Origin of the sequence: Mesorhizobium sp. M1078, assembly GCF_040318615.1 — a bacterium.
GTDB lineage: Bacteria > Pseudomonadota > Alphaproteobacteria > Rhizobiales > Rhizobiaceae > Mesorhizobium.
Genome location: NZ_JAMYMP010000011.1, coordinates 18,586 through 44,309 on the forward strand (window position 1 = coordinate 18,586; position 25,724 = coordinate 44,309).

The following is a 25,724-nucleotide window of genomic DNA, read 5'->3' on the forward strand; positions in this document are numbered from 1 at the left end:
ATGTCCGGCAGGACAGAGGGGGGTGTGAGGGAACGCAAGCCTCCAAGGCTGCTGCTATTTTCATTCCTTGCGGCTCTGCTCGCCCTCCTCCTCATCTCCCCCGCCTCCGCCGCCAAAATCGACGACCAGTTCCGCGCCTGGCTGCAAACCGATCTCTGGCCGGAAGCCCAGACCAAAGGCATCTCCAAATCCACCTTCGACGCCGCTTTCAACGGCGTGAAGCCGAACCTCAAATTGCCCGACCTCGTCCTGCCCGGCGAGAAACCCAAAACCCCGCAAAAACAGCATCAGGCCGAGTTCGGTTCGCCCGGCGCCTATTTCGCCGAAAAGACGGTGCGCGCCGTCACGTCAGGTGGGCGCACGCGCGAGGCGGCCAACGCCAAGACGCTGGCTGCGATCGAAAAGCGCTACGGTGTCCCGGGCGAGATACTGTTGGCGATCTGGGGCCGCGAGACCGGCTTCGGCGCGGCGAAAATGCCCTACGACGCCTTCGAGGTTCTCGGCACCAAGGCGTTCATGTCGACCAAGAAGGACTTCTTCCGCACCGAGGTACTGGCGGCGCTCGAGATCGTCGAGCATGGGTTGGCGCCGGTCGGCGCCATGAAATCGTCCTGGGCCGGCGCGCTCGGCCAGCCGCAATTCATGCCGACCTCGTTCCTGAAGCACGCCGTCGACTACGACGGTGATGGGCACCCGGACATCTGGAATTCGACGCCGGACGTGCTGGCCTCGATCGCCAACTATCTCGTCCACTATGGCTGGGTGAAGGGGCGTGGCTGGGGTTTCGAGGTGACGGTTCCGGAAAGCGTTTCCTGCTCGCTCGAAGGTCCCGACCAAGGCAAGAAGATCTCAGCCTGGGTGGCGATGGGAATCAGCCGCGTCGGCGGCAAAGCCTTTCCGGCCAACGAACTGAAGGCGGAAGGGTTCCTTTTGATGCCGGCCGGACGCAGCGGTCCGGCCTTCATCGCCACGACGAATTTCTACGTGCTGAAGCAATACAACACCAGCGACCTCTACGCCCTGTTCATCGGCCATGGCGCTGACCGCATCGCCCATGGCGATGCTGATTTCGTCGGCAGCTGGGGTGCGGTCGGCGGCCTGCATCGTTCCGACATCGCCGCGCTGCAACGGGCGCTGGAGGCCAAGGGCTACGATGTCGGCAGCGCCGACGGCCTGCCCGGCTTCAAGACCCGCCGCTCGATCGGCTCCTGGCAGGAAAAGAACGGCCGCCCCGCCACCTGCTTCCCCGACGCCGATCTGGTTGCTGCCGTCAAGTAGCACCGAAAAGAGCAGATTTTTCCCCATCGGCGGCTGCAATTGGCTCGCCCATGCTTCGACGCGCACAGCATATTCCGGTCCAGTATGCCGGCTCGCAAAATGCCCGTTGCCGGTTGGAGGGCTGCCGGATAGGTGTTGACCAACTGGAAAAAAATCAACACGGTATGTGTCTAACGGTCGTCCTCCGGCCGCGAAAAAGATTACTGCAGCCCTGAGCCGGGAACTCGGGGTCAACAATCAACAAAACAGGGAACAATCATCATGATGATGGAAAAGTTTGCTCTACGTTCGCGCGTCTGGCTCGCAGGTGCAGCCATGTCCGCTCTGCTCATTGGCGTTGCGCCCGCCTTCGCCGTGACGCCCGCCGACACGCTGGTCGAAGGTTTTGCCATCGACGACATCATATCCATGGATCCGGGCGAGGCCTTCGAACTGTCGACCGCAGAGGTCACCGGCAACACCTATGATCTGCTGGTCCGCCTCGATCTCAGCGACACCTCCAAGGTCAAGGGCGACCTTGCCGATAGCTGGACCGTCTCCGACGACGGCCTGGTCTATACGTTCAAGCTCAAGCCCGGCCTAAAGTTCGCTTCGGGCAATCCACTGACGGCCGCCGATGTCGCCTATTCCTTCGAGCGCGCCATCAAGCTGGACAAGCCGCCGGCATTCATCATCAACCAGTTCGGCATCAGCGGCGACAATGTTGCCGACAAGGCCAAGGCCGTCGACGATACCACCTTCCAGTTCACCGTCGACAAGGCCTATGCGCCGAGCTTCGTGTTAAACTGCCTGTCGGCAACGGTCGCTTCGGTCGTCGACGCAAAGCTGGTGAAGGAACATGTCGCCGCGGTGACACCGAGTGCCGACTACAAATGGGACAACGATTTCGGCAACGCCTTCCTGAAGACCGGTTATGCCGGCTCCGGCGCCTACAAGCTGCGCGAATGGCGGGCCAATGAGGTCGTCGTGCTCGAGCGCAACGACAATTACAATGGCGAGAAGGCCAAGCTCGCCCGCGTCATCTACCGCAACATGAAGGAAAGCTCCGCACAGCGCCTGGCGCTCGAAGCAGGCGACATCGACGTTGCCCGCAACCTCGAGCCGAACGATCTCGACGCCATCGCCAAGAATGCCGATCTCACCACGACCAGCGCGCCGAAGGGCACGGTCTTTTACATCAGTCTCAACCAGAAGAATCCGAACCTCGCCAAGCCCGAGGTTCGCCAGGCGTTCAAATATCTGGTCGACTACGATGCGCTGAGCACGACCATCCTCAAGGGCATTGGCGAGATTCACCAGACCTTCCTGCCCAAGGGCGTGCTGGGCGAACTGGACGAAAATCCGTTCAAGTTCGACGTCGCCAAGGCCAAGGAACTGCTGACCAAGGCCGGCCTGGCCGACGGCTTCAGCGTAACCATGGACGTACGCACGGGACAGCCGACAACGGGCATGGCGGAATCGATCCAGCAGACGCTTGGCCAGGCCGGCATCAAGCTGGAAATTGTCCCGGGCGACGGCAAGCAGACGCTGACCAAATACCGCGCCCGCAATCATGACATCTATATCGGCCAGTGGGGCCAGGACTATTTCGATCCGAACTCCAACGCCCAGACCTTTGCCTCAAACCCGGACAATTCGGATGAAGGCAAGACCAAGACGCTGGCCTGGCGCAATGCCTGGGACATCCCGGACCTGACAAAGCAGACCGAAGCAGCCTTGCTGGAGAAGGATGCCGGCAAGCGCGCCGATATGTACAAGAGCCTTGAAAAGACGATCCTCGACACCAGCCCCTTCGTCATCATCCACCAGCAATTGGAAGTGGCAGGCCTGCGCAAAAACCTGAAAGGCTTTGCGCTCGGTCCGAGCTTCGACACCAACTTCGTCGGCCCGGTCTCCAAGGAATAGCGCCGGCGGACGCGCCCTGATGAGCGCGATTGAAAACCAGGCGACGGCGGGGCAGAAAAGCGCCCGCGCCGTCGCTATCTTGTTGGCGATCGGCCGCTTCCTGGTCATCGCCGTCACCACCTATCTCGGCCTGCTCGCGGTGACCTTTTTCATCGGCCGCGTCATCCCGATCGATCCGGTGCTGGCGGTGCTCGGCGACCGCGCACCGGCCAATGTCGTCGAGCGCACCCGCCGCGAGATGGGGCTCGATCTTCCGTTGATCGAGCAATTCTATATCTATCTCAAGCATGCGCTGAACGGTGATTTCGGCACCTCTGTGCTGACCACCAATCCTGTGATGACCGACATCCGCCGTGCCTTTCCGGCAACGATCGAACTGGCGACTTTGGGCACTCTGATAGGCTCGTTGATCGGCGTGCCACTCGGCGTGCTGGCAGCGGTAAAACGCGGCAGTCTCATCGACCAGATCGTTCGCATTGTCGGCCTGATTGGCTATTCCGTGCCTATCTTCTGGATCGGGCTTTTGGGGCTTGTCCTATTCTACGCCAAGCTCCAATGGGTGGCTTTTCCCGGCCGCCTCGACATCGTCTACGAGTACACATTCACACCGATCACCGGCTTCTACCTGCTCGACGCCGCGCTGCAGGGCCAGTGGGATGTCTTCTACGACGCTTACCGCCACATCATCCTGCCGGCAGGGCTGCTGGGCTATTTCTCGCTCGCCTATATCAGCCGAATGACGCGCTCCTTCATGCTGAATGAGCTGTCGCAGGAATACATCGTCGCCGCGCGCGCCAAGGGCCTGTCTGAAACGCGAATCATCTGGGGCCATGCGCTGCGCAACGCCGCGGTGCCGATGGTCACGGTGATCGCGCTGTCCTATGCCGGGCTGCTCGAAGGTTCGGTGCTGACCGAGACGGTGTTCTCCTGGCCCGGCATCGGCCTCTACATCACCAATTCGCTGCAGAACGCCGACATGAACGCCGTGCTCGGCGGCACCATCGTCATCGGTTCGGTGTTCATCGGCATCAATCTCCTGTCCGACGTTCTCTACAAGGTGCTCGATCCGAGGACGAAGACAGGATGAGCGCCGAAGCAATCCAAACGCGCCGCGATTGGCTGCTCAGCGATCGGCCGGCCTCGCGCATGCAGGCACGGCTCGGCCGCGCCTACGTCGCTTGGCGGCGCTTTTCCGCCAACCGGCTGGCGTTTCTCGGCCTGCTCATCATCATCGCGCTGCTGCTGGTCGCCGCCTTTGCCGATGTGCTGGCGCCCTATTCGCCGACTATCGGCGATCTCAAGAATGCCCGGCTTTTGGCGCCGAGTGCGGCGCATTGGTTCGGCACCGACGATCTCGGCCGCGATATCTATTCGCGCATTCTTTTCGGCTCGCGCTGGACCCTCTATGTCGTCATTCTCGTCGCTGTCATAGCGGCCCCCATCGGCCTTTTGGTCGGCACCGTCGCCGGCTATGCCGGCGGCTGGACCGATGCCATTCTGATGCGCATTACCGATATCTTCCTCGCCTTCCCCAAGCTGATCCTGGCACTGGCCTTTGTCGCCGCCCTTGGCCCCGGGATCGAAAACGCGGTGCTGGCCATCGCCATCACCTCGTGGCCGCCTTACGCCCGAATTGCGCGGGCCGAGACGATGACCGTGCGCAATTCGGATTACATCAAGGCGGTGCAATTGATGGGCGCCTCTCCGTTCCGCATCGTGCTGCGCCACATCATGCCGCTCTGCATCTCTTCGCTCATCATCCGGGTGACGCTCGATATGGCCGGCATCATCCTCACCGCCGCCGGCCTCGGATTCCTCGGCCTGGGCGCCCAGCCGCCGCTGCCGGAATGGGGCACGATGATCGCGTCCGGCCGCCGCTTCGTGCTCGACCAATGGTGGGTGGCCGGCGCGCCGGGCTTCGCCATCCTCATCGTCAGCCTCGGCTTCAACCTGCTTGGCGACGGCCTGCGCGATGCGCTCGATCCCCGGAGTGGCGACCAATGAGTGGTGACCAATGAGCGGTGCACTTCTCGATGTCGACGACCTGCGCGTCACCTTCCCGACTCGGACCGGCCTCATCCAGGCGGTGCGCGGCGTCACTTTTTCGCTTGGCCGAGAGCGGCTGGGCATTGTCGGCGAAAGCGGCTCCGGCAAGTCGCAGACCGGCCGCGCCATCATGGGCCTGACGCCGCCGCAGGCGCTAGTGTCGGCCAAGAAGCTCGCCCTCGACGGCATCGACCTTCTGGCCATACCGGCCCGTCAGCGCCGGGCGCTGCGCGGCAAACGCATCGCCATGATCCTGCAGGATCCGAAATATTCGCTCGACCCCGTGATGAGCATCGGCCGCCAGATCGTCGAGACGCTGCGCACGCATGAAAAGGTCTCCAAGGCCGAAGCGCGCGAGCGGGCGCTGGCCATGCTGGAAGCTGTGCAGATCCGCGATCCCTCGCGTGTCTTCGACCTGCATCCGCACGAGGTGTCCGGCGGGATGGGCCAGCGCGCCATGATCGCAATGATGCTGATCGCCGGACCGGAACTGATGATCGCCGACGAGCCGACCTCGGCGCTCGACGTCACCGTGCAGCTCGATGTGCTCGGCATCCTCGACCGCTTGGTCAGTGAGCGCGGCATGGGCCTGATCTTCATCTCGCACGATCTGCGGCTGGTCGCCTCCTTCTGCGACCGCGTCATCGTCATGTATGCCGGCAAGGTGGTCGAGCAGCTCAAGGCGTCGGAGCTGCGCGACGCCCAGCATCCCTACACGCGCGGCCTGCTCAACTGCATGCCCAGGATCGGTTACGAACGCCACCCGCTGCCGGTGCTCGACCGCAAGCCGGAGTGGGCGGCATGACGCCAGCCATTTCGATTGAAGGGCTGGAGGTGGTGTTCGACCGTTTTCGCGCGCTGAAAGGGGCGAACCTCGAGGTGAAGTCCGGCGAATCCTTCGGCCTGGTCGGCGAGAGCGGTTCCGGCAAGTCGACGCTGCTCAAAGCCATTGCCGGCCTGGTGCCGGCCAAATCCGGCACTATCACGGTCAACGGCAAGACGCTGGGAGCGCGCCGCGACAAGGCTTTTTATCGCGAAGTGCAGATGGTCTTCCAGGACCCGTATGGTTCGCTGCACCCGCGCCAGACCGTAGACCGCCTGCTACAGGAACCGCTCGCCATTCACGGCTTTGCCGATGGCGAGCAACGCATCCAGCGCGCCCTTGACGAGGTCGGATTAGGCAACGGTTTCCGTTTCCGCTACGCGCACCAGCTCTCCGGAGGTCAGCGTCAGCGCGTGGCGATCGCGCGGGCGCTCATCCTCGAACCGTCGATACTGCTGCTCGACGAACCGACATCGGCGCTCGACGCTTCGGTGCAGGCCGAAGTGCTCAACCTGCTCGAAGAAATTCGCCGGCGGCGCAAGCTGACCTTCCTGATGGTCAGCCACGACCTCGCCATCATCACCCATATGTGCGAGCGCCTGATGGTGATGCAGAATGGCGAAGCGGTGGAAAATCTCACCGCGGGCCAGCTGATCGGGCATCGGGTGGAGAAGGATTATACGCGCAATCTGTTGAGGGCGAGCGAGGGGTTTGTGCGGACCGCTTGAATCTGGGGTTTCCTATGGCGGAATGGAAGTTCGAAGACCCACCCAACGTCGCGGTGTTGTCGGACACAAGCATATTTAAACGTGGTGACTGGATCGCATACGTTGTGCACGAAGCTGATGACGACGATAACCACAACGATGAGGGTGGCAGTTGGCAATTTCATAGCAGCGACAAGAAAAATCGAGATGAACCCGAGATAATGCTCGTCAGCCTCCAGAATGTGGTTCAGCGGGATGAGAGCATCCTGGAATTGGCCGATTTGCCAAAAGGCTGGCATGCTTGGCGCGATTCAAAATTGTCCCCCTGGCAGCGCGCTAAATCACTCCCTGTACCCTCCAACGACAACGAGTGATGCAGCAGGGCTAAGTCGAGCTTTGCGCCAGTTCGCCGTTCTCCGGAACAGATGGTTCGTCCCCCTGCTTAGGCTCCTTGATCCTGAACCACGTCACATAAAGCGCCGGCAGGAACAGCAGCGTGATCGCCGTGCCGGCGATGATGCCGCCCATCATGGCGTAGGCCATCGGGCCCCAGAACACTTCGCGCGCGATCGGGATCAGCGCTAGGCTGGCGGCCGCGGCCGTCAGCGCGATCGGCCGCATGCGGTGCTCGGTCGCTTCGATCACGGCTTCCCAGCGGTCTTGGCCCTCGGCCACCAGATCCTCGATCTGCACGATCAGGATCACCTGAGTTGCGGATCAGGATGCCGATCAGCGCCAGGACGCCCAGAATGGCGACGAAGCCGAGCGGTGCGCCGCTCGGCACCAGGGCCGCGACCACGCCGATCAGGCCGAGCGGCGCCACCGCCACGACCAGGAACAGGCGCTGAAAACTTTGCAACTGGATCATCAGGATGGTCGCCATCACGAACAGCATCAGCGGCACCACCGCTGCGATCGGTCCCTGGCTTTTGGCGCTTTCCTCGACCGAGCCGGCGGTTGCAACGGAATAGCCGGGCGGCAGTTTGGCGATGAAGGCGTCGACCGACGGCTTCAATTCGTTGACGACGGTGGCCGGCAGCACGTCGCCAACGAGGCCTGCGCGAACGGTGATCATCGGGATGCGGTTGCGCCGCCACACCGTCGGCTGTTCGAGGTCGTAGCGGAAGTTCGCCACCGCGGCGAGCGGGATCGCTTCGCCGTTCCCGGTGACGGGTGAGCTGTCACGGACTGCCCCGTACGTGTATCGGTCGGCTGGTTAAGACCGGTCTGTCGAAGTGGCCCGCATCGACGACAGGCCCAATCGCCCGGCGGCGGTGCCAACTTGAGGAAAACGTGAAATAAGGTCAGAAGAGGCCTTGGCATTCATCTAACGAGAACGGGCGTCGGCCCGATGAGGGACGAAATGAAGAACGCAGCCATTTCTGAGCGCAAGAACCAGTCGATCTCGCGCGGCGTCGGCATGACGACGCAGATCTATGCCGACCGCGCCGAGAATTCGGAGATCTGGGATGTAGAAGGCCGCCGATACATCGATTTCTCCTCGGGCATCGCCGTCGTCAACACCGGCCACCGCCATCCCAGGGTGATCGAGGCGGTCAAGGTACAGCTCGACCGCTTCACCCATACCTGCCACCAGGTCGTGCCCTATGAGAGCTATGTGCGGCTGGCCGAACGGCTGAACGGCATGCTGCCCGGCAAGTTCGAGAAGAAGACCATCTTCGTCACCACGGGCGCTGAAGCCGTCGAGAACGCCATCAAGATCGCCCGCAACGCCACTGGCCGCCAAGCCGTCATCGCCTTTGCCGGCGGCTTCCACGGCCGCACCTTCATGGGCATGGCGCTGACCGGCAAGGTCGTGCCCTACAAGGTCGGCTTCGGCGCCATGCCGGGCGACGTCTACCACGCGCCGTTTCCGGTGCCGCTGCACGGCGTGTCTACAGCCGATTCGCTGGCCGCACTCGACAAACTGTTCAAGGCCGATGTCGATCCGGCTCGCGTTGCCGCCATCATCATCGAGCCGGTCCAGGGCGAGGGCGGCTTCTACGACGCGCCGCGCGAATTCCTGACGGCGCTGCGCAAGCTCTGCGACCAGCACGGCATGCTGCTGATCGCCGATGAGGTGCAGACCGGCTTTGCCCGCACCGGCAAGATGTTCGCCATGGATCATCATGAGGTCGCGGCCGACATTACCACCATGGCGAAAAGCCTGGCCGGCGGCTTCCCGCTGGCGGCGGTCACCGGCCGCGCCGACATCATGGATGCGCCCGGTCCTGGCGGGCTCGGCGGCACCTATGGCGGCAGCCCGATCGGTGTCGCCGCAGCACACGCCGTGCTTGACGTCATCGAGGACGAAAAGCTGTGCGACCGCGCCAATACGCTGGGCGCCCGGCTGAAGCAGCGGCTGCAGTCGATCCGCGACGACGTGCCCGAGATTGTCGACATCAGGGGTCTCGGCTTCATGAACGCGGTCGAGTTCAACGACGTCAAGAAGGGCCTGCCGTCGGCCGAGATCGCCAATGCGATCCGGCTGAAGGCGCTCGACAAGGGGCTGATCCTGCTGACCTGCGGCGTCTACGGCAACGTCATCCGTTTCCTGGCTCCGATCACCATCCAGGACAATGTCATGAACGAGGCGCTCGACATTCTGGAAAGCTCGATCCGCGAAGTCTGCGCTGCCTAGTGCAAACCCCTACCTCGCCCTTGTGGGGAGGTCGGACCGCAGGTCCGGGTGGGGGCCTCGCGCCGACCCCAACCCCGCTGCTTCGCACTTACCCTCCCCACAAGGGGGAGGGTAAGTGCGTCTAGCCCGCAGCCCGTGCCGGCTCATCCTGCTGGAACGCGGCCAGCGCCGCCTTCAGCCCATCAGGCCCTTCCGCAACAGTCTGCGCCATCGGCGAAAACCCGGCCCCGAGCATCTTGCGGCCCAGCATATGGTCGCCCGGCCTGTTGACGGATTCGATGCCGAGCAGCCGGCTTCCAGCATAGTGGTAGATCGAGAACTTGTTCTCAGCGAGGTCGCCCAGCACGACATGGCTGTCGCCGCCCGAGGTCAGCCCGACCATCTGCAGTTTCATGTCGCCGATGTCAGACCAGAACCACGGCACCGCCGCATAGGCGTCCGTATGGCCGGTGATCGTGCGTGCGGCAAGCCGCGCCTGGTCGGTGGCGTTCTGCACCGATTCCAGCCGCACGTCGCCGCCGGTCGACCAGTGGCGGTAGGAAGCGGCGTCGCCGATGGCCAGAATATCAGGCACTGAGGTGCGCATCTGTTGGTCGACGCGGATGCCATTGGCGACAGTCAGTCCGGCAGCCTGAGCAAGTTCGACATTCGGCACGGCGCCGATGCCGACGATGACCATGCGCGCGGGCAGCCTTTCGTCGGTGGAGGTGATGGCAGCGCAGACATGGCCGTTTTCCCCTTCCAGCCTGGCAATGGTGGTGCCGGTGAGGATACGCACGCCGATCGCCTCCAGCCGTTGGCGGACATGGCTCGCCACCACCGGCGCCACGGCGCGGCCAAGCAGCCGGTCGACAGCCTCGACCAGGGTGACGTTGCGGCCGGCGGCCCTCAGCGTAGCCGCGATCTCCAGCCCGATGAAGCCGCCGCCGAGGATGACCACGTCTTCGCTTTGGGCGCTGAGCTGGCGGATCAGCCGCGCATCGGCGATCGAGCGCAGCGACAGCACGCCCGAGAGGTCGGCGCCCGGCAGCGGCAGGAGCCGCGGCCGCGAACCGGTGGCCAGGATGAGCCGGTCGAACGGCAGCACGCCGCCGCCTGCTATGTCCAGCTTGCGGCCTGCCGTATCGATGCTGTCGATTCGGACGCCCGGCCTGAAGTCGATGGCGCTGCCGGTGTAAAAGGCCTCGCCGCGCAAGGGTTGCGGCTTGGCATCGGCGTCCTTGATGAAGGTCTTCGACAGCGGTGGCTTGTGATAGGGCAGATCGGTTTCGTCGCCGATCAGTACGACAGGCCCGTCATAGCCTTCCTCGCGCAGGCTGGCGGCCGCTTGCACGCCCGCATGACCCGCACCGAGAATGACGACCCCGTTCTTCATCGCAAACCGAATTCCTGTTTCAAATCTGGAGCATGATGCCGAAAGTGTGAAGCGGTTTTCGGACGACATCATGCTTTGATTGTGAGCCGTTCCGCCAGATGGCGATTGTCTGCCGCCGTCGCAAGAGCCCCGGTCCGGGTCGCACCCGGAACGGTCGCTTGTCAATCGCGCCGTCTCTCATCTTGGCTGCTGGCTATACGATTTAAAGTTGACAGTCCTAGTTTAGAATAATTCTAAACTGTTGTTTCAATTGAATTTTCTAGGGTTCACCAGTTGACTTCCGGCCTCGCCATCGTTTTATGGAGGCTCGCGCGTCAGCGCATCCCTTTGATGTTTGGGCCTTGAACCCGTTCGATTGGAGGCATTTGGTGTCTTTCTCCCGTGAGCCGCAGAGCGGCGCGGCATCTGTGGTGTCCTACGGCATGCCTATGTCCCGGCACCGTTTGGCACGCGCGCCTTTTACCGAATCCCCTTTGAACTGGAGACTGATGATGACAGCGCGATATGGCGGCAGACTGGCTGCGATCGGTGCCACGGCTATGTTGACGGCGGCGGTTTTCATCCTGCCGGCCAAGGCGGCGGAGATCGATGCCAAGGCGGTCATCAAGACCTATTCCGACATCGCGCTGGCCAAGTACGAGGATTCGCTGACCACGGCGCAGGCGCTCGACAAGGCTGTCGACGCGCTGCTTGCCAACCCGTCGGCGGACACGCTGAATGCCGCCCGCGATGCCTGGAAGGCGTCGCGCGTGCCCTACCAGCAGACCGAGGTCTACCGCTTCGGCAACAAGATCGTCGACGACTGGGAAGGCAAGGTGAACTCCTGGCCGCTGGACGAAGGGCTGATCGACTACGTCGCCAAGAGCTACGGCACCGAGTCCGACGCCAACGCGCTCTACACCGCCAATGTCATCGCCAACAAGGAAATCGAGATCAACGGCAAGAAGGTCGACGCCTCCAGGCTGACGCCGGAATTCCTCTCCGGCACGCTGCAGGAGGCCGGCGGCATCGAGGCCAATGTCGCCACCGGCTATCACGCCATCGAATTCCTGCTCTGGGGCCAGGATTTGCACGGCACCGGCCCGGGCGCCGGCGAGCGTCCGTACACCGACTATGACCTCAAGAACTGCACCGGCGGCAATTGCGATCGCCGGGCCGAGTATCTGAAGTCGGCCAGCGATCTTCTGGTCTCCGACCTGCAGGAGATGGTCGGCAACTGGAAGGAAGACGGCGCCGCCCGCAAGAACCTCGTCGATGGCCAGCCGAACACCGCTATCTCGGTGATCTTCACCGGCATGGGCTCGCTGTCCTACGGCGAACTGGCCGGGGAGCGCATGAAACTCGGCCTGCTGCTGCACGATCCCGAAGAGGAGCACGACTGCTTCTCGGATAATACCTACAACTCGCATCTCTATGACGCCATCGGCATCCGCACCGCCTATCTCGCCAGCTACACGCGCATCGACGGCACCGTCGTTTCAGGCCCGTCGGTGCACGATATGGTCAAGGCGGCCGATCCGGCGATCGACAAGGAACTGTCCGACAAGCTCGATGTCTCGGTCGCCAAGATGGAGGCGATCAAGGCGCGGGGAGTGGCCGGCGAGGCCTACGACCAGCAGATCGCCGAGGGCAACACCGAAGGCAATGCTACCGTGCAAGCGGCAATCGACGCGCTGGTCGACCAGACCAAGTCGATCGAACGCGCCGTCGGCGCGCTGAAGCTGAACAACATAGCCTTCGAGGGGTCCGACAGCCTCGACGCACCGGACAAGGTGTTCAAGTAGCACCCCAACCAACCACCAGCCAAACGGCGCGGAGGGGCGCCGTCAGCCAGAGCCAATCCATGCTGATCTGCCATTGCAACATCATCACCGAAAAGGAGATTGAGCAGACGATCGTCGATCTGCTGGATCAGGACCCCTGGCAACTGATCGTGCCGGCGAAGGTCTATCACACGATGCAAAAGCGCGGTCGCTGTTGCGGCTGCTTCCCAAATGTGGTCGAAACGATCATTCGGGTCACCGAAAATTACCACGCCCGTTCGGAGGCGAGCGGCGTGGACATCGTTTCACACCTGGATCGCGTCAGAGGCCTGCGCGTCCAATATGGGAGCAGAATCCATGAAAGGCGAACCGCAGATCATCGAGCGGCTTAACGAGGCTCTGTTCCTGGAGCTTGGCGCCGTCAATCAATACTGGGTGCATTTCCGCCTGCTCGAAGATTGGGGATATGCCAAGCTGGCAAAGAAGGAACGCGCCGAATCGATCGAGGAGATGCACCATGCCGACCGGCTGGTGGCCCGTATCATCTTCCTCGAAGGGCATCCCAATTTGCAGTCCGTGGCGCCGTTGCGCATCGGCCAGAACGTCAAGGAAGTGCTCGAATCCGATCTCGCCGGCGAATATGACGCACGCACCGCCTACAAGCGTTCGCGCGAGATCTGCAACGAAGCCGGCGACTACGTGACGATGAAGCTGTTCGAGGAATTGCTGGCGGATGAGGAAGGTCACATCGACTTCCTCGAGACGCAGCTCGACCTCCTTGCCTCGATCGGTGAGGAAAAATACGGCCAGCTCAACGCCGCATCGGCGGACGAGGCGGAATAGGACCATGCAGGAATGCGGCGCCCCCTAGATATTCTGCGCCGCTTGCGGCGGGCCGCCGGCCCGCTGCTCCTCAAAAACCCGCGATATCAGGCCTTTCGCGGGCTTTCGGTTGTAACCCTGGCGGCAATTTTGGCCCCGGCCCTGGCCGGATCGTCGGAACCGGTCGGCCTCGCCACGAGCCGCACCGACCTGACGCCGAAGGACCGGTCCCGCGTCCTTGCCGTTACCAGGCCAACCCAGGATTTCTCCAAGCCCGAATCCTTCGAAACGATGCAAGGCGGCGCCGGCACGTCGCGCAAGCAGGTCAACCGCGACGCCTTCTCGCAACCCTCTGAAAACATCACCTTCGAGGAACAGGGCAATTTCAAGCTCGGCAATGCGCTTTTCCGCAAGAACTGGGTGTCGTCGCCATCGTCGACCCAGGCCTCGGATGGTCTCGGACCGCTGTTCAACGAGCGCGCCTGCCAGAATTGCCATTTGAAGGATGGCCGCGGCCGACCGCCGGCCGCCGACCGCCGCACCACGTCGATGTTCCTGCGGCTGGCGCGCGATGCGAGCACGGCCGAGGAAAAAGCCGAGATTGCCGTGCACAAGGTGCTGAACTTCCCCGATCCGGTCTACGGCGCGCAGTTGCAGGAACTGGCGGTGCCCGGCCTCAAGGGCGAAGGCCGCATGTATGTCGATTATCGCGAGGAAAAGGTCACGCTCGGCGACGGTAGCATCGTTTCGCTGCGCAAGCCGAGCTATTCGCTCGACGGGCTTGGCTACGGCCCGCTTGACCCGCGCACCACGCTGTCGCCACGTCTGACCCCGCCCATGATCGGCCTTGGCCTGATCGAACAGATCGCGCCGGCCGACATCCTTGCCCATGCCGATCCCGACGACCGCGATGGCATTTCCGGCAAGGCAAACATGGTGCGCGATGTCACCACCGACGCCCTGACGCTTGGCCGCTTCGGCTGGAAGGCCCAGACAGCATCGATCCGCCAGCAGGCGGCGGACGCCTTTGCCGGCGACATCGGCATTTCGACGCCGGAAGAGCCCAGTCACTGGGGCGATTGCACCTCCGCAGAAAAGGCCTGCCTCGACATGCCCAATGGCGTGCAGAAGCGGCTCGGCCCGGTCGAGGCGCCACCACCGGTGATGGACCTCGTCACCTTCTATTCGCAGAACCTTGCGGTGCCGGCGCGGCGCGATGTCGGCGCACCCGCCGTGCTCGCCGGCAAGAAGCTGTTCTACGAGATGGGCTGCATTGCCTGCCATACGCCGAAATTCGTCACCATGCGCGGGAACAAGGCGCAGGCGTTCCAACTGATCTGGCCCTATTCCGACTTTCTGCTGCACGACATGGGGCCTGGCCTTGCCGACGGCCAGGCGGTGGGCGATGCCACGGGCAGTGAATGGCGCACCCCGCCGCTATGGGGCATCGGCCTGACAAAGACCGTCAACGGCAACGCTTTCTTCCTGCATGACGGGCGTGCGCGCACGCTTGCCGAAGCGATCCTGTGGCATGGCGGCGAGGGGCAGAAGGCGCGCGATCGCTTTGCCGCCGCCAATACGGCCGACCGCGATGCTCTCATCAAATTCCTGGAGTCATTCTGATGCTCAAGCGGGTTTTGCCTGTTCTACTCCTCCCATTGGCTCTGTTCGGTGCGTCCCCGGCATCGGCCTCGGTGAAAGCCTCCGATGTCATTCAAAGAGCGATCGACGGATTTGTCCGCCCCGCCTATGCCAGCCTGCATGGCCATGCCGGCACCTTGGCGAAGGCCATGGACGCGCTCTGCCAGGCGCCGTCGCAGGGCAACCTCGATGCCGCGCATGCCGGATTCTCGGCCACGGTCGCGGCCTGGTCGTCGGCTGAAATCATCGGCTTCGGGCCAATCAAGGAGAACAACCGGCTGGAGCGCATGCTCTACTGGCCGGACCGAAAGAGCATCGGCCTGAAGCAGGTGCAGGCGGCGCTGGCCGGCAAGGATCCGACCGCCACCGATCCGGCGCAGCTGGCGGGCAAGAGTGTCGCGATGCAGGGATTAGGGGCGCTTGAGTTCGTGCTTTACGGCGATGGCGCCGAGACGCTCGTCGGCAAGGACGAGCCCTATCGCTGCGCCTATGGCGCGGCAGTCGCCAAGAACATCGAGACCATGGCGGCCGATGTCGACGCGGCCTGGAAAAAACCGGACGGTTTTGCAGCCTTGTGGGCTAATCCTGGACCCGACAATGCGCTTTACCGCGACGGCACCGAAGCGGTGACCGAACTGGTCGGCGTCTTCATCAACGAGCTGGAAATGGTCCGCGACGTGCGCCTCAAAGGTTTTCTCGGCGCCAAACCGCAGGGTGACAAGCTGAGGCAAGCGATCTACTGGCGCTCGCAAAACACCGGCCTTTCATTAGCCGGCAACCTCTCCGGCATTGATTCGCTGTTCCAGGCCTCGAAGCTCGGCGACGCGCTGCCCGAGGATAGCAGATGGATGGCGGAATCCATCCATGTCCAGCTCATCAATGGCGTTGCCACTGCCAAATCCATCCAGGGTCGGATCGACAAGACGCTCGCCGATCCCGCGGAGCGCGGAAAACTCGAACATTTCGCGCTGATCACCTCCAGCCTGTCGGGCTTGATCGGCACCCGGCTAACCGCCGAGTTCGGCCTGACCGCCGGCTTTTCGTCACTGGACGGGGACTGACCAATGGTTGCGACACGCACGCCGCTGATGGACCGCCGCGATTTTCTCAGAGCTGCCGGCGCCGGCTTCGTCGCGTCAATGGCGCCGCGGGCCTGGGCGGACACGCTTGCCGCCGATGCCGTCTTTGCCACCGCCTTCGTCAAGCGCGACGGCAGCTTTGGCGCCGCTGTGTTGTCGGAAGCCGGAAAAGTATTGCATGCGATCGACCTGCCCGACCGTGGCCACGACGTCACCTTCGATCCGGTCTCGAAGCGCTCCGTGGTCTTCGCCCGGCAACCCGGCACCTTCGCCGTGGTCTTCGACCATGCCGGCCGCGAGCCGCCGCTGACCATCGCCAGCATCACCGGTCGGCATTTCTTCGGCCACGGTGTGTTTTCCACCGACGGCGCGCTGCTTTACGCCACCGAAAACAATTTCGACAATGCCGCCGGCGTCGTCGGGATCTACGACGCACGGGCCAAGTTCAGCCGCATCGGCGAGTTTCCGACCTATGGCATGGGGCCGCATGAGCTCTTGCTGCTCGGAGACGGCCGGACGATCGCCATCGCCAATGGCGGCATCGAGACCCATCCCGACTATGGCCGCGCCGAGCTCAACATCGCCACCATGAAGCCGTCCTATGTGCTGGTCGATCGCACAACCGGCGATCTCATCGAAAAGCACGAACTGCCGCCGGCTCTGCACCAGCTGTCGATTCGCCACATGGATGCCGACCCCACAGGCACCATCTGGTTCGGCTGCCAGTACCGCGGGCCGGGCACCGAGCGGCCACCGCTGGTCGGCCGCGCCACGCGCGGCAAGGGGCTGCAGCTGCTCGACATGCCGCAGGACGTGCTATCCGGCTTCCGGAATTACATCGGCTCGGTCGCCGCCAACCCGATTGCCGGCACGGTCGCGGTGTCTTCGCCGGAAGGCAATTCGCTGGCCGTCATCGACGCCGCCAGCGGCAAGATCGTCGCCACCAAGGCGCTGGTCGAGGTCTGCGGCCTGGCGCCCGACGGCCCGGGCTTCATGGCAACCACGGGTGCCGGCGAAATCATCGAAGGCAGCGGCGCGACGCGCTCCGAGCCCGACTATGTCTGGGACAACCACATGCTGCGCATCGCGCCGGCGGCGTAAGCCGTCCGGCCTGCACCGAAGCGAAGCCGCTTAACAATTTACGCGCTGGCTCTTGCGGCGGCGCGCCGTGGCGGGCAGAGGGAGACTGTTTTTCGAACCGGTCGCCCATGAAACTGCTCGCCATCGACTGTGCCGCCAATCTCTGCGCCGCTTGCGTCTATGACGCATCGGGCGGCAGAGAGCTCGGCCGCTCGGTACTCGATCTCGGCAAAGGCCACGCCGAACACCTGATGGCTGTCATTGACGAAGCGTTGAAAGCGGACGGCACCGATTATGCCGGCCTTGGCGCCGTTGCGGTCTCCATCGGTCCGGGTTCCTTCACCGGCCTGCGGGTGGGCGTCTCGGCGGCGCGCGGCCTGGCGCTGGCGCTGAAGATCCCGGCGATCGGGGTAACGACACTGGAGGCGCTGGCGGCCGAGGCGAGGGCGGCATTTCCCGGCCGCCCGATCCTGGCCGCTCTCGATGCAGGCCGCGAGGAGATCCATGCCGCGTTTTACGATGCGGAAGCGATTTTGCGCTATGGTCCGGCTGTGACCACACTTGCCCAAGCCGCGGGAATGGCGGCGGACAATCGTCCGGTGCTTGCCGGCACGGCCGCCGTGCAGATCGCAGCCGCGGCCGGTCGCGATTTCGATATCGGCCCGACGGCTGCCACCGCCGACATTGCCGTCTACGCCCGGCTCGCCGCTGCAAAAGGTGAGGGCGACAAGCCGAAGCCACTCTATCTGCGCGGCGCCGATGCCAAGGCGCAGGCCGGGTTCATCCTGTTGAGGCAGGAAAAGTGATGCGCATCCCTTTCCTCCAGCCGCGCCGCAGGGACTATGCGCTCGAGCCGCTGACCATCGCCGACAGCCCGGCAGCGTCGGTGCTGCATCGCGAGGATTTCGTCCGGCCCTGGACCGATGGCGAGTTCGCCGCGTTGCTCGAACAGGAAACCGTGTTCGGCTATGCCGCGCGCGAAATCGGCCAGGGCGCCAAGCCGCCGGTCGGCTTCGTGCTGGCCAGGCTTGCAGCCGGCGAGGGCGAGATTCTGACCGTGGCGGTGGCGCGCTCGCATCGCCGCCAGGGGCTCGGCTGGCAATTGATGGACGCCGTGCTGCGCGAATTGCATGCGCAGCGCGCCGAGGCGCTGTTCCTTGAGGTCGACGAGACCAATGTCGCTGCCATCGCCCTCTACCGGCGGCTCGGCTTCCGCCAGGTGGGCCACCGCGCCAATTATTACCGCTCGACCGAACATGGTCCTACCGGCGCGCTTGTCATGCGCCGCGATCTTCGCTAGCCAAAGTTTTGGGGCAGGGCCAAGCTGCATGATCGGAAAAATCAGGATTTTCCTGGCGCTGAGCCTCGTTGTCGTCGGTTCGCTGGTCCTTGTGCCTTTGCAGCTGCTGTCGATGAAGACCGGAATTTGGCGCGAGACGGTCATTCTGAAGGTCTGGCACAGCCTCATCGTCCGGACGCTCGGCCTGCGCATCCATGTCAAAGGCGCACTGTCCAGCCAGCGCCCGCTGCTGGTCGCCTCGAACCATATCTCCTGGACCGACATCATGGTGCTCGGCTCCTTTGCCGATGTGACATTCATCGCCCGGGCGGACATGGAGGGATGGCCGCTGATCGGCTGGCTGTCGAAACTGCAGCGTACGGTCTTCATCGAACGCGAGCGCAAGCGGACAGCTGGCGACCAGGCCAGCGAGATCGCCAGCCGCATGGCCAAGGGCGACGCCATGGTGCTGTTTGCCGAGGGCTCTACCGGCGACGGCAACACCATCCTGCCGTTCAAGAGCACCTTGTTCGGCGCCGCCTCGATGGCGATTTCGGAAGGCGCGGCCGAGCAGGTCTTCATCCAGCCGCTGGCGATTGCCTACACGCGGGTGCACGGCGTGCCTCTCGGCCGTCGCCACCGGCCGCTCGCTGCCTGGATCGGCGATCAGGACCTGATGCCGCATCTCAAGGTGCTGATGGCCGAAGGCGCCATTGACGTCGAGGTGCATTTCGGCGAGCCCATCGCCTTTTCCAAGGGCTCGAACCGCAAGGAAACGTCGAGGATGATGGAAAGCCAGGTGCGCGCCATGATGCAGGCCGCGCTCGCCGATCCCCGACCGAGCCGCTAGCGCAGGCCGAGCGCCTACAGGCCGATGCCCGAGAATCGTCTGTTTTTTGTCACGGAAAGGCGTTAGAAGCCGCCGGATGGATTTGAACACGATAGAGCGGAACGAAACCGACAGCGCCTCGCAAAGCGCTGCTGCGGCGTCCGCCCCGGCCAAAAAGGTCTTCGTCAAGACCTATGGCTGCCAGATGAATGTCTATGACTCACAGCGCATGACCGATGCGCTGGCCGCCGACGGCTACACCGCGACCGATGTCATCGCCGACGCCGACCTGGTGCTGCTCAACACCTGCCATATCAGGGAGAAGGCGGCGGAAAAGGTCTATTCCGAGCTCGGCCGCATCCGCGACATGAAGGCTGAACGCGCAGCAGTTGGGCGCGAAATGCTGATCGGCGTCGCCGGTTGCGTCGCGCAGGCCGAAGGCGCGGAAATCATCCGCCGTTCGCCTGCTGTCGATCTGGTCATCGGCCCGCAGACCTATCACCGGCTGCCCGATGTGCTGGCCCGGGTGCGTGGCGGCGAGAAGATCGTCGAGACAGAATACGCCATCGAGGACAAGTTCGAGCATCTGCCGAAGCCGAAGCGTGCCGAAATGATCAAGCGCGGCGTCACCGCCTTCCTCACGGTACAGGAAGGCTGCGACAAATTCTGCACCTTCTGCGTCGTGCCCTATACCAGGGGCTCGGAAGTGTCGCGGCCGGTGGCGCAGATCGTCGCCGAAGCCGAGCGGCTGGCCGATGCCGGTGTGCGCGAGGTGACGCTGCTGGGGCAGAACGTCAATGCATGGCACGGCAAGGGTGAGGATGGCATGGAATGGGGGCTTGGTCGCCTGCTGTTCCGGCTGGCCGAAATTCCTGGCCTGGCGCGGCTGCGCTACACCACCAGCCATCCGCGCGACATGGACGACGAATTGATCGCTGCCCATCGCGATCTCCCGGCTTTGATGCCTTATCTGCACCTGCCGGTGCAATCCGGGTCAGACCGCATCCTCAAGGCGATGAACCGCAGGCACACGGCCAAGGACTATCTGGCGCTGCTCGAGCGCATCCGCGCTGCACGCGGCGACATCGCGCTGTCCGGTGACTTCATCGTCGGCTTCCCCGGCGAAACCGAGGCGGATTTCGAGGCGACGATGGGTCTGGTGGGCCAGGTGAACTACGCCTCGGCCTTCTCGTTCAAATATTCGCCGCGTCCCGGCACGCCGGGCGCCGATATGCCCGATCACGTGCCGGAAGCGGTCAAGGATGAACGTTTGCAACAGCTGCAGGCATTGTTGCTCAAGCAGCAGCAGGATTTCGGCCTGGGCCTGGTCGGCAGCACCATCGACACGCTGATCGAGAAGCCCGGCCGTCAGGCCGGCCAGAAGGTCGGCCGCTCGCCCTGGCTGCAGCCGGTTATTGTTGATGAAAAGGCCGGCGAAATCGGTGACATTATCCGGGTGCGAATCACGAAGACGGGCTACAATAGCCTGTTCGCCGAGTTGGCTTGATGGCCTCGGCAGATGAGGAGAGACGGTTGAGCGCTGCTGAAGTGAAGACTCTGCCCCAGAACCAGACATCCGGGGCCTCTGACATGGCGCACATCGTTCTGACTTTCGACAACAACAAGCTTGCCAGCGCCCTGTACGGTCAGTTCGACGAGAATTTGGCCCGGCTTGAGCAGAAGCTCGGCGTCGACATCCGCTCGCGCGGCAACCAGTTGACCATCAAGGGCTCGGCCTCGGCGGCCGAGCAGGCGCGCCGCGCGCTCGACAATCTCTACGGCATTCTCCAGAAAGGCACCGATATCGGCCAGTCCGACGTCGATGGCGCCGTGCGCATGGCGATTGCCGCCGACGACCAGCTGACGCTGCCGACGCTGGAACGCAAGGGCAAAGTTTCGGCCGCCCAGATCTCCACCCGCAAGAAGACGATCTATGCCCGTTCGCTCAATCAGGACGCCTATATGCGGGCACTGGAGCGTTCGGAACTTGTCTTCGGCATTGGCCCCGCCGGCACCGGCAAGACCTATCTGGCGGTGGCGCATGCGGCGATGCTGCTCGAACGCGGCATGGTCGAGCGCATCATCCTGTCACGGCCAGCGGTCGAGGCCGGCGAGCGGCTGGGTTTTCTGCCCGGCGATATGAAGGAAAAGGTCGATCCGTACCTGCGGCCCCTCTATGACGCGCTCTACGGCATGATGCCGGCCGACAAGGTCGAGCGCGCCATTGCCGCCGAGGTCATCGAGATCGCGCCGCTGGCCTTCATGCGCGGCCGCACGCTGGCGCATGCCGCCGTCATCCTCGACGAGGCGCAGAACACCACGCCGATGCAGATGAAGATGTTTTTGACCCGCCTCGGCGAGAATTCGCGCATGATCGTCACCGGCGATCCGACGCAGATCGATCTGCCTCCAAGCACCAAGTCGGGCCTCGTCGAAGCCTTGCGTGTCCTTGACGGCGTGGCCGGCGCGGTGACCGTGCGCTTCAACGATGTCGACGTTGTGCGCCACCCGCTGGTGGCCGAAATCGTCAGGGCCTATGACCGCGACGCCAAGCTGGCGCGCGGCCTCGGCGCCGAGAGCTGATGTGACGATGCGGGCTCATGCCTGAAGACATAAGACCTGGCGGCGGGGATAGTTCGGTTCCCGTCGAGATCGATATGTCGGTCGGGGCCGGCGACTGGCCCGATGAGGCGGCGCTGACGCGTCTGGTCGATCGCGCCGTGTCGGCTGCCTTTGCCGAAACCGCTGCTGCCGGTCCTTCCGAACTCAGCATCGTCTTTTCCAACGATGCCCATATCCGTACCCTCAATGCCGGCTGGCGCGGCAAGGACAAGGCGACCAACGTCTTGTCCTTCCCTGCTTTTCCGTTCCCCAGGGGTGGCAAGCTGCCGCCCATGCTGGGTGACATCGTGCTGGCCGCCGAGACGGTGGCGCGCGAAGCAGCCCTGGAAGACAAGCCCTTCGAGAACCATATCACCCATCTCGTCATCCACGGCCTGCTGCATTTGCTGGGCTACGATCACGAGACCGATGCAGAGGCCGAGGAGATGGAAGCCATCGAGCGCTCAGCGCTCGCAAGGCTTGCCATTCCCGATCCCTACACGTAATGACAAAAGACCAATTGACCGGACGACGATGAACGACAAACCAGAAACTGCCGCCCGCCCCGAGGCTGGCAGTGCGACAAAGCCTTCCGATACGACGGAAGAGGGATCGAGTCCGAGTCCCAGTTCCGGCAGCCCCGCTTCTGGTAGTATTGCCAGCGAGCCATCGCCTGCCGGTCCGTCCCTGTTCGACCGCGTCTTGGGCCTTTTCAGGCAGCGGAACGGCACCAGCCTGCGCGAGGAAATCGCCGGCGCGCTTGCCGAAACGACCAGCGATGCCGGGTCTTTCTCGCCTGGCGAACGCGCCATGCTCAACAACATATTGCGCCTGCGCGAGGTACGCGTCGAGGACGTCATGGTGCCGCGCGCCGATATTGAGGCCGTCGAGATCACCACGACGTTGGGCGATCTGCTCGGTCTGTTCGAGCAGTCCGGCCATTCCCGCATGCCGGTCTATTCCGAGACGCTCGACGATCCGCGCGGCATGGTTCACATCCGCGACGTGCTGGCCCACATCACCAAGGTTGCCCGCGTCAAGAAGGGCAGAACATCCAGGAAGACGCCGGCAACGACGCTTCTCGACCTCGCCCAGGTCGATCTCGGCCGCACCATCGGCGACCTCAATCTGATCCGCCCGGTGCTTTTCGTGCCGCCATCGATGCTTGCCTCCGACCTGATGGGTCATATGCAGACGACGCGAACCCAGATGGCGCTGGTCATCGACGAATATGGCGGCACCGATGGTCTCGCCTCGCTGGAAGACATCGTCGAGATGGTCGTCGGCGATATCGAGGACGAGCATGACGAGGACGAGCCGCTGATCACCCAGACCGGCGAGGGCGTATTCGTCGTCGACGGCAAGGCCGAGATCGACGAGGTCGCCAAGATGATCGGCGAGGACTTTACCGCCGGCGAGCATGGCGAGTATGTCGACACGATCGGCGGCATGATCTTCAACACGCTGGGCCGCGTGCCCGCGCGTGGTGAGGTTGTGCAAGCCATCCCCGGCTTCGAATTCCACGTGCTCGACGCCGATCCGCGCCGCGTCAAGCGGGTGCGCATCGTCCAGAACCAGAAGGGCGAGCGTCGCCGCCGCGCTACCGCTCGCACCGAGCAGGCCTAGAGCAGAACGTCGCTCGGTACATGACGATCGACGATCCCTTCAAGCACTCAACCTTTGGCTCCGGTGTCTTCTACAAGGACCGCGAGCCGCATTGAAATGGCTCGAAACGGCCTTCGGCTTCGAGCCGAGCATGGTGGTCAGCGATGCCGACGGACGGCTGGTCCATGCCGAAATGCGTTTTGGCGACGGCTATATCATCGTCGATTCCGAATGGGCCGATCATATTGCCAGTCCGGTAAGCGTCGGCGGCAAGAACACTCAGTCGGTCTGTGTGCGTCTGAAAGACGGCCTGGACGTGCATTGTGAGCGGGCAATGGCGGCTGGAGCCCAAATCGTCGAGGAGCCTGCCGACCATTTCTACGGCGAACGGCAGTATCGGGCGCGCGACCCCGAAGGCCACTCTGGACCTTCTCCCAGACCTTGCGCACCGTGCCGCGCGAGGAGGCCGAGCAACTGAGCGGGCTAACCATCGAGGGATGGCACCGATAGCGCAGCGATCGGCCGGTTCGCGTTTCAATAAATCTGATAAATCTTGGCTCTTGATTCGCGCGACCTGGGAAGTCTGTATGGAGCGCCTTGCCGGCCGGATAATTCTGCTTTGGGGCTGGCGGCGCGCGCTGGTGGCGTTTCTTGCCGGGGCGCTGGCGGTGCTCGCCCAGGCGCCTTACGATTTCTTCGCCGTCTGTTTCGTCTCGTTTCCACTGCTGGTCTGGCTGCTCGACGGCGCCACCGGCGAGGCTTCCGACGGCTGGCTCAGGCGCCTGCGGCCGGCCTTTGCCATTGGCTGGTGGTTCGGCTTCGGCTATTTCCTCGCCGGCCTGTGGTGGATCGGTGAGGCGCTTCTGGTCGAGGCCGACAGTTTCGCCTGGGCCTTACCCTTCGCGGTCGTCGGCATTCCTTTGGCGCTGGCATTTTTCTACGGCTTCGCCACCGTCGTCGCGCGGCTGTTATGGACCAACGACATTGGCCGCATTGCCGCCCTTGCCTTTGCTTTTGGCCTGACGGAATGGCTGCGCGGCTTCCTGTTCACCGGCTTTCCCTGGAATGCCGTCGGGTATGCGGCGATGCCCGTGCCGCTGTTGATGCAAAGCGTGTCGGTGACCGGCATGGTCGGCATGAACGCGCTGGCGGTCTTTGTCTTCGCCATGCCGGCCTTGCTTGCAGCACGCCGGCATGTCCGTCTCGGTGTGGTCCTGCTTGCCATTCTCGTCGCCGCCCATGCCGGCTTCGGCTATGTCAGGCTCGCGACCCCCGACAAGCCGGCAACCCGCACTCTCGATGTCCGTATCGTGCAACCGGATGTCGACCTCAGCGAAAAATGGGACGCCTCGGTGCGCGACCGCATCTTCGCCACGATGATGGGCCTGTCGGCCGCAGCGCCCGATCCCGGTCATGACAAACCGCAACTTATCCTGTGGCCGGAGACCTCGGTACCGTTCCTGTTCACCGAGCGTCCGGACGCGCTGACCGCGCTCGGCGACATGCTGCAGCCTGGTCAGATGCTGATTGCCGGCGTCGTGCGCGAGGAGCGCGGATCCGGGGCGGATGCCGACAGCCGCTACTACAATTCGGTGGTGGCGATCGACGACAAGGGTGAAATCGCTGATGCCGTCGACAAGGTCCATCTGGTGCCGTTCGGCGAGTATCTGCCGTTTTCCGGTCTGCTCAGCCGCTTCGGCATCGGACAGTTCGTCGCCGGGCCGATGAACTTCGCCGCCGGCAACGAGCGCCATCCGATCGCTCTGCCCGGCGGCATCAGCGCCTTGCCGTTTATTTGCTACGAGGTGATCTTTCCTGATCTGGTGGCTGTTGACGCAACGTCATCCCAGCTTATTGTAAACGTCACCAACGACGCATGGTTCGGCGACACGCCCGGGCCGTACCAGCATTTCAGGCAGGCTCAGATTCGCGCGGTGGAAAACGGATTGCCGCTGTTGCGCGCCGCCAACAACGGCATTTCCGCCGTTGTCGATACGCGCGGACGCATCGTCGACGCATTGGCGGTCGATGCACGTGGCGCCATCGACGTGCGGGTGCCGATCTCCGGCCAAGCCTTCATCTCCGCCGCGGGGCGGCGCATTAACGGAATGCTGATCATGTTGGTGTTTGCCGCAATCGCCCTCAGCTTGAACGTAAGGCAACGGCTACGGGTGAATTGACAGTCGACACATTAGAAACTCATACTGTTACCGCCTAATTTTCTCGAAGTCGGTTGGTGTTTCTGTTGGG

General features: G+C 63.4%; 23 protein-coding genes and 2 pseudogenes. 23 read left to right on the forward strand and 2 right to left on the reverse strand.

The features are described 5' to 3' along the window. The 7 genes from NKH38_RS16295 to NKH38_RS16325 all read left to right on the forward strand — a co-directional run bounded on the left by NKH38_RS16295 (position 1) and on the right by NKH38_RS16325 (position 7,133). Positions 1-1,278, forward strand: a complete 1,278-nt coding sequence (locus NKH38_RS16295) for a lytic murein transglycosylase (RefSeq protein ID WP_352762013.1) — start codon at positions 1-3, stop codon at positions 1,276-1,278. Between the two features lie 261 nt (positions 1,279-1,539). Beyond that, on the forward strand, positions 1,540-3,183 hold the full coding sequence (locus tag NKH38_RS16300; RefSeq protein ID WP_352762000.1) for an ABC transporter substrate-binding protein: 1,644 nt from the start codon (positions 1,540-1,542) through the stop codon (positions 3,181-3,183). 19 nt (positions 3,184-3,202) lie between these two features. Next, positions 3,203-4,270, forward strand: a complete 1,068-nt coding sequence (locus NKH38_RS16305) for an ABC transporter permease (RefSeq protein ID WP_352761999.1) — start codon at positions 3,203-3,205, stop codon at positions 4,268-4,270. Continuing rightward, a complete protein-coding gene (gene nikC / locus NKH38_RS16310) occupies positions 4,267-5,187 on the forward strand; it encodes a nickel transporter permease (protein WP_023682024.1) in 921 nt (306 codons plus the stop codon). Before NKH38_RS16305 ends, nikC begins: the two co-directional genes overlap by 4 nt. A 10-nt stretch (positions 5,188-5,197) precedes the next feature. Next, on the forward strand, positions 5,198-6,034 hold the full coding sequence (locus NKH38_RS16315; protein ID WP_023682023.1) for an ABC transporter ATP-binding protein: 837 nt from the start codon (positions 5,198-5,200) through the stop codon (positions 6,032-6,034). Continuing rightward, the gene (locus tag NKH38_RS16320; protein ID WP_023688757.1) at positions 6,031-6,780 is read left to right on the forward strand and encodes an ABC transporter ATP-binding protein; all 750 of its coding nucleotides are present in this window, start codon (positions 6,031-6,033) and stop codon (positions 6,778-6,780) included. Before NKH38_RS16315 ends, NKH38_RS16320 begins: the two co-directional genes overlap by 4 nt. 14 nt (positions 6,781-6,794) lie before the next feature. Next, entirely contained in the window at positions 6,795-7,133 is a 339-nt protein-coding gene (locus NKH38_RS16325) for a DUF2185 domain-containing protein (protein ID WP_023755172.1), read from the forward strand. Positions 7,134-7,143: 10 nt separating this feature from the next. Here the strand turns inward: NKH38_RS16325 and NKH38_RS16330 are convergent. Continuing rightward, a pseudogene (locus NKH38_RS16330) lies at positions 7,144-7,927 on the reverse strand (efflux RND transporter permease subunit); the annotation flags it as partial. Between the two features lie 195 nt (positions 7,928-8,122). Between NKH38_RS16330 and NKH38_RS16335 the strand changes: the two are divergent. Continuing rightward, on the forward strand, positions 8,123-9,400 hold the full coding sequence (locus NKH38_RS16335) for a 4-aminobutyrate--2-oxoglutarate transaminase (RefSeq protein WP_023703491.1): 1,278 nt from the start codon (positions 8,123-8,125) through the stop codon (positions 9,398-9,400). Between the two features lie 121 nt (positions 9,401-9,521). On the opposite strand, the gene NKH38_RS16340 is transcribed toward NKH38_RS16335, so the two are convergent. Continuing rightward, positions 9,522-10,775: an NAD(P)/FAD-dependent oxidoreductase gene (locus tag NKH38_RS16340; protein WP_286461320.1), complete on the reverse strand. Its 1,254-nt coding sequence runs from the start codon at positions 10,773-10,775 to the stop codon at positions 9,522-9,524. A gap of 491 nt (positions 10,776-11,266) precedes the next feature. On the opposite strand from NKH38_RS16340, the gene NKH38_RS16345 reads away from it, so the two are divergent. From NKH38_RS16345 to lnt, 15 genes and pseudogenes are all read left to right on the forward strand, one after another. Next, entirely contained in the window at positions 11,267-12,559 is a 1,293-nt protein-coding gene (locus NKH38_RS16345; RefSeq protein WP_352762012.1) for an imelysin family protein, read from the forward strand. 59 nt (positions 12,560-12,618) lie between these two features. Next, complete coding sequence (locus NKH38_RS16350) at positions 12,619-12,930, forward strand: (2Fe-2S)-binding protein (protein WP_023751927.1); 312 nt, start codon at positions 12,619-12,621, stop codon at positions 12,928-12,930. Next, the gene (gene bfr / locus NKH38_RS16355; protein WP_023669537.1) at positions 12,896-13,381 is read left to right on the forward strand and encodes a bacterioferritin; all 486 of its coding nucleotides are present in this window, start codon (positions 12,896-12,898) and stop codon (positions 13,379-13,381) included. Before NKH38_RS16350 ends, bfr begins: the two co-directional genes overlap by 35 nt. A gap of 12 nt (positions 13,382-13,393) precedes the next feature. Beyond that, positions 13,394-14,983: a di-heme oxidoreductase family protein gene (locus NKH38_RS16360; RefSeq protein ID WP_352761998.1), complete on the forward strand. Its 1,590-nt coding sequence runs from the start codon at positions 13,394-13,396 to the stop codon at positions 14,981-14,983. Next, the gene (locus tag NKH38_RS16365; RefSeq protein WP_023751929.1) at positions 14,983-16,062 is read left to right on the forward strand and encodes an imelysin family protein; all 1,080 of its coding nucleotides are present in this window, start codon (positions 14,983-14,985) and stop codon (positions 16,060-16,062) included. Before NKH38_RS16360 ends, NKH38_RS16365 begins: the two co-directional genes overlap by 1 nt. 3 nt (positions 16,063-16,065) lie before the next feature. Next, the gene (locus NKH38_RS16370; protein ID WP_023699452.1) at positions 16,066-17,181 is read left to right on the forward strand and encodes a DUF1513 domain-containing protein; all 1,116 of its coding nucleotides are present in this window, start codon (positions 16,066-16,068) and stop codon (positions 17,179-17,181) included. Between the two features lie 107 nt (positions 17,182-17,288). Beyond that, entirely contained in the window at positions 17,289-17,966 is a 678-nt protein-coding gene (gene tsaB, locus NKH38_RS16375; protein WP_023682015.1) for a tRNA (adenosine(37)-N6)-threonylcarbamoyltransferase complex dimerization subunit type 1 TsaB, read from the forward strand. After that, positions 17,966-18,460: a ribosomal protein S18-alanine N-acetyltransferase gene (gene rimI / locus NKH38_RS16380; protein ID WP_023669542.1), complete on the forward strand. Its 495-nt coding sequence runs from the start codon at positions 17,966-17,968 to the stop codon at positions 18,458-18,460. The genes tsaB and rimI overlap by 1 nt, the downstream gene beginning before the upstream one ends. A 28-nt stretch (positions 18,461-18,488) precedes the next feature. Further along, positions 18,489-19,289, forward strand: a complete 801-nt coding sequence (gene olsA / locus NKH38_RS16385) for a lyso-ornithine lipid O-acyltransferase (protein ID WP_023682014.1) — start codon at positions 18,489-18,491, stop codon at positions 19,287-19,289. Between the two features lie 76 nt (positions 19,290-19,365). Continuing rightward, positions 19,366-20,775, forward strand: coding sequence for a tRNA (N6-isopentenyl adenosine(37)-C2)-methylthiotransferase MiaB (gene miaB, locus NKH38_RS16390; RefSeq protein WP_352761997.1), 1,410 nt, complete (start codon positions 19,366-19,368; stop codon positions 20,773-20,775). 83 nt (positions 20,776-20,858) lie between these two features. Then, entirely contained in the window at positions 20,859-21,851 is a 993-nt protein-coding gene (locus NKH38_RS16395; RefSeq protein ID WP_502896604.1) for a PhoH family protein, read from the forward strand. A 17-nt stretch (positions 21,852-21,868) separates the two neighbouring features. Continuing rightward, a complete protein-coding gene (gene ybeY, locus NKH38_RS16400) occupies positions 21,869-22,375 on the forward strand; it encodes an rRNA maturation RNase YbeY (protein ID WP_352761995.1) in 507 nt (168 codons plus the stop codon). Between the two features lie 28 nt (positions 22,376-22,403). Continuing rightward, complete coding sequence (locus tag NKH38_RS16405) at positions 22,404-23,495, forward strand: hemolysin family protein (protein WP_023711439.1); 1,092 nt, start codon at positions 22,404-22,406, stop codon at positions 23,493-23,495. Positions 23,496-23,515: 20 nt separating this feature from the next. Then, positions 23,516-23,984, forward strand: a pseudogene (locus NKH38_RS16410) (VOC family protein). Positions 23,985-24,061: 77 nt separating this feature from the next. Continuing rightward, positions 24,062-25,654 carry an apolipoprotein N-acyltransferase gene (gene lnt, locus NKH38_RS16415; RefSeq protein ID WP_023713467.1) on the forward strand — a complete coding sequence of 531 codons (1,593 nt, stop codon included), beginning with the start codon at positions 24,062-24,064 and terminating at the stop codon, positions 25,652-25,654. Positions 25,655-25,724: the final 70 nt, after the last annotated feature.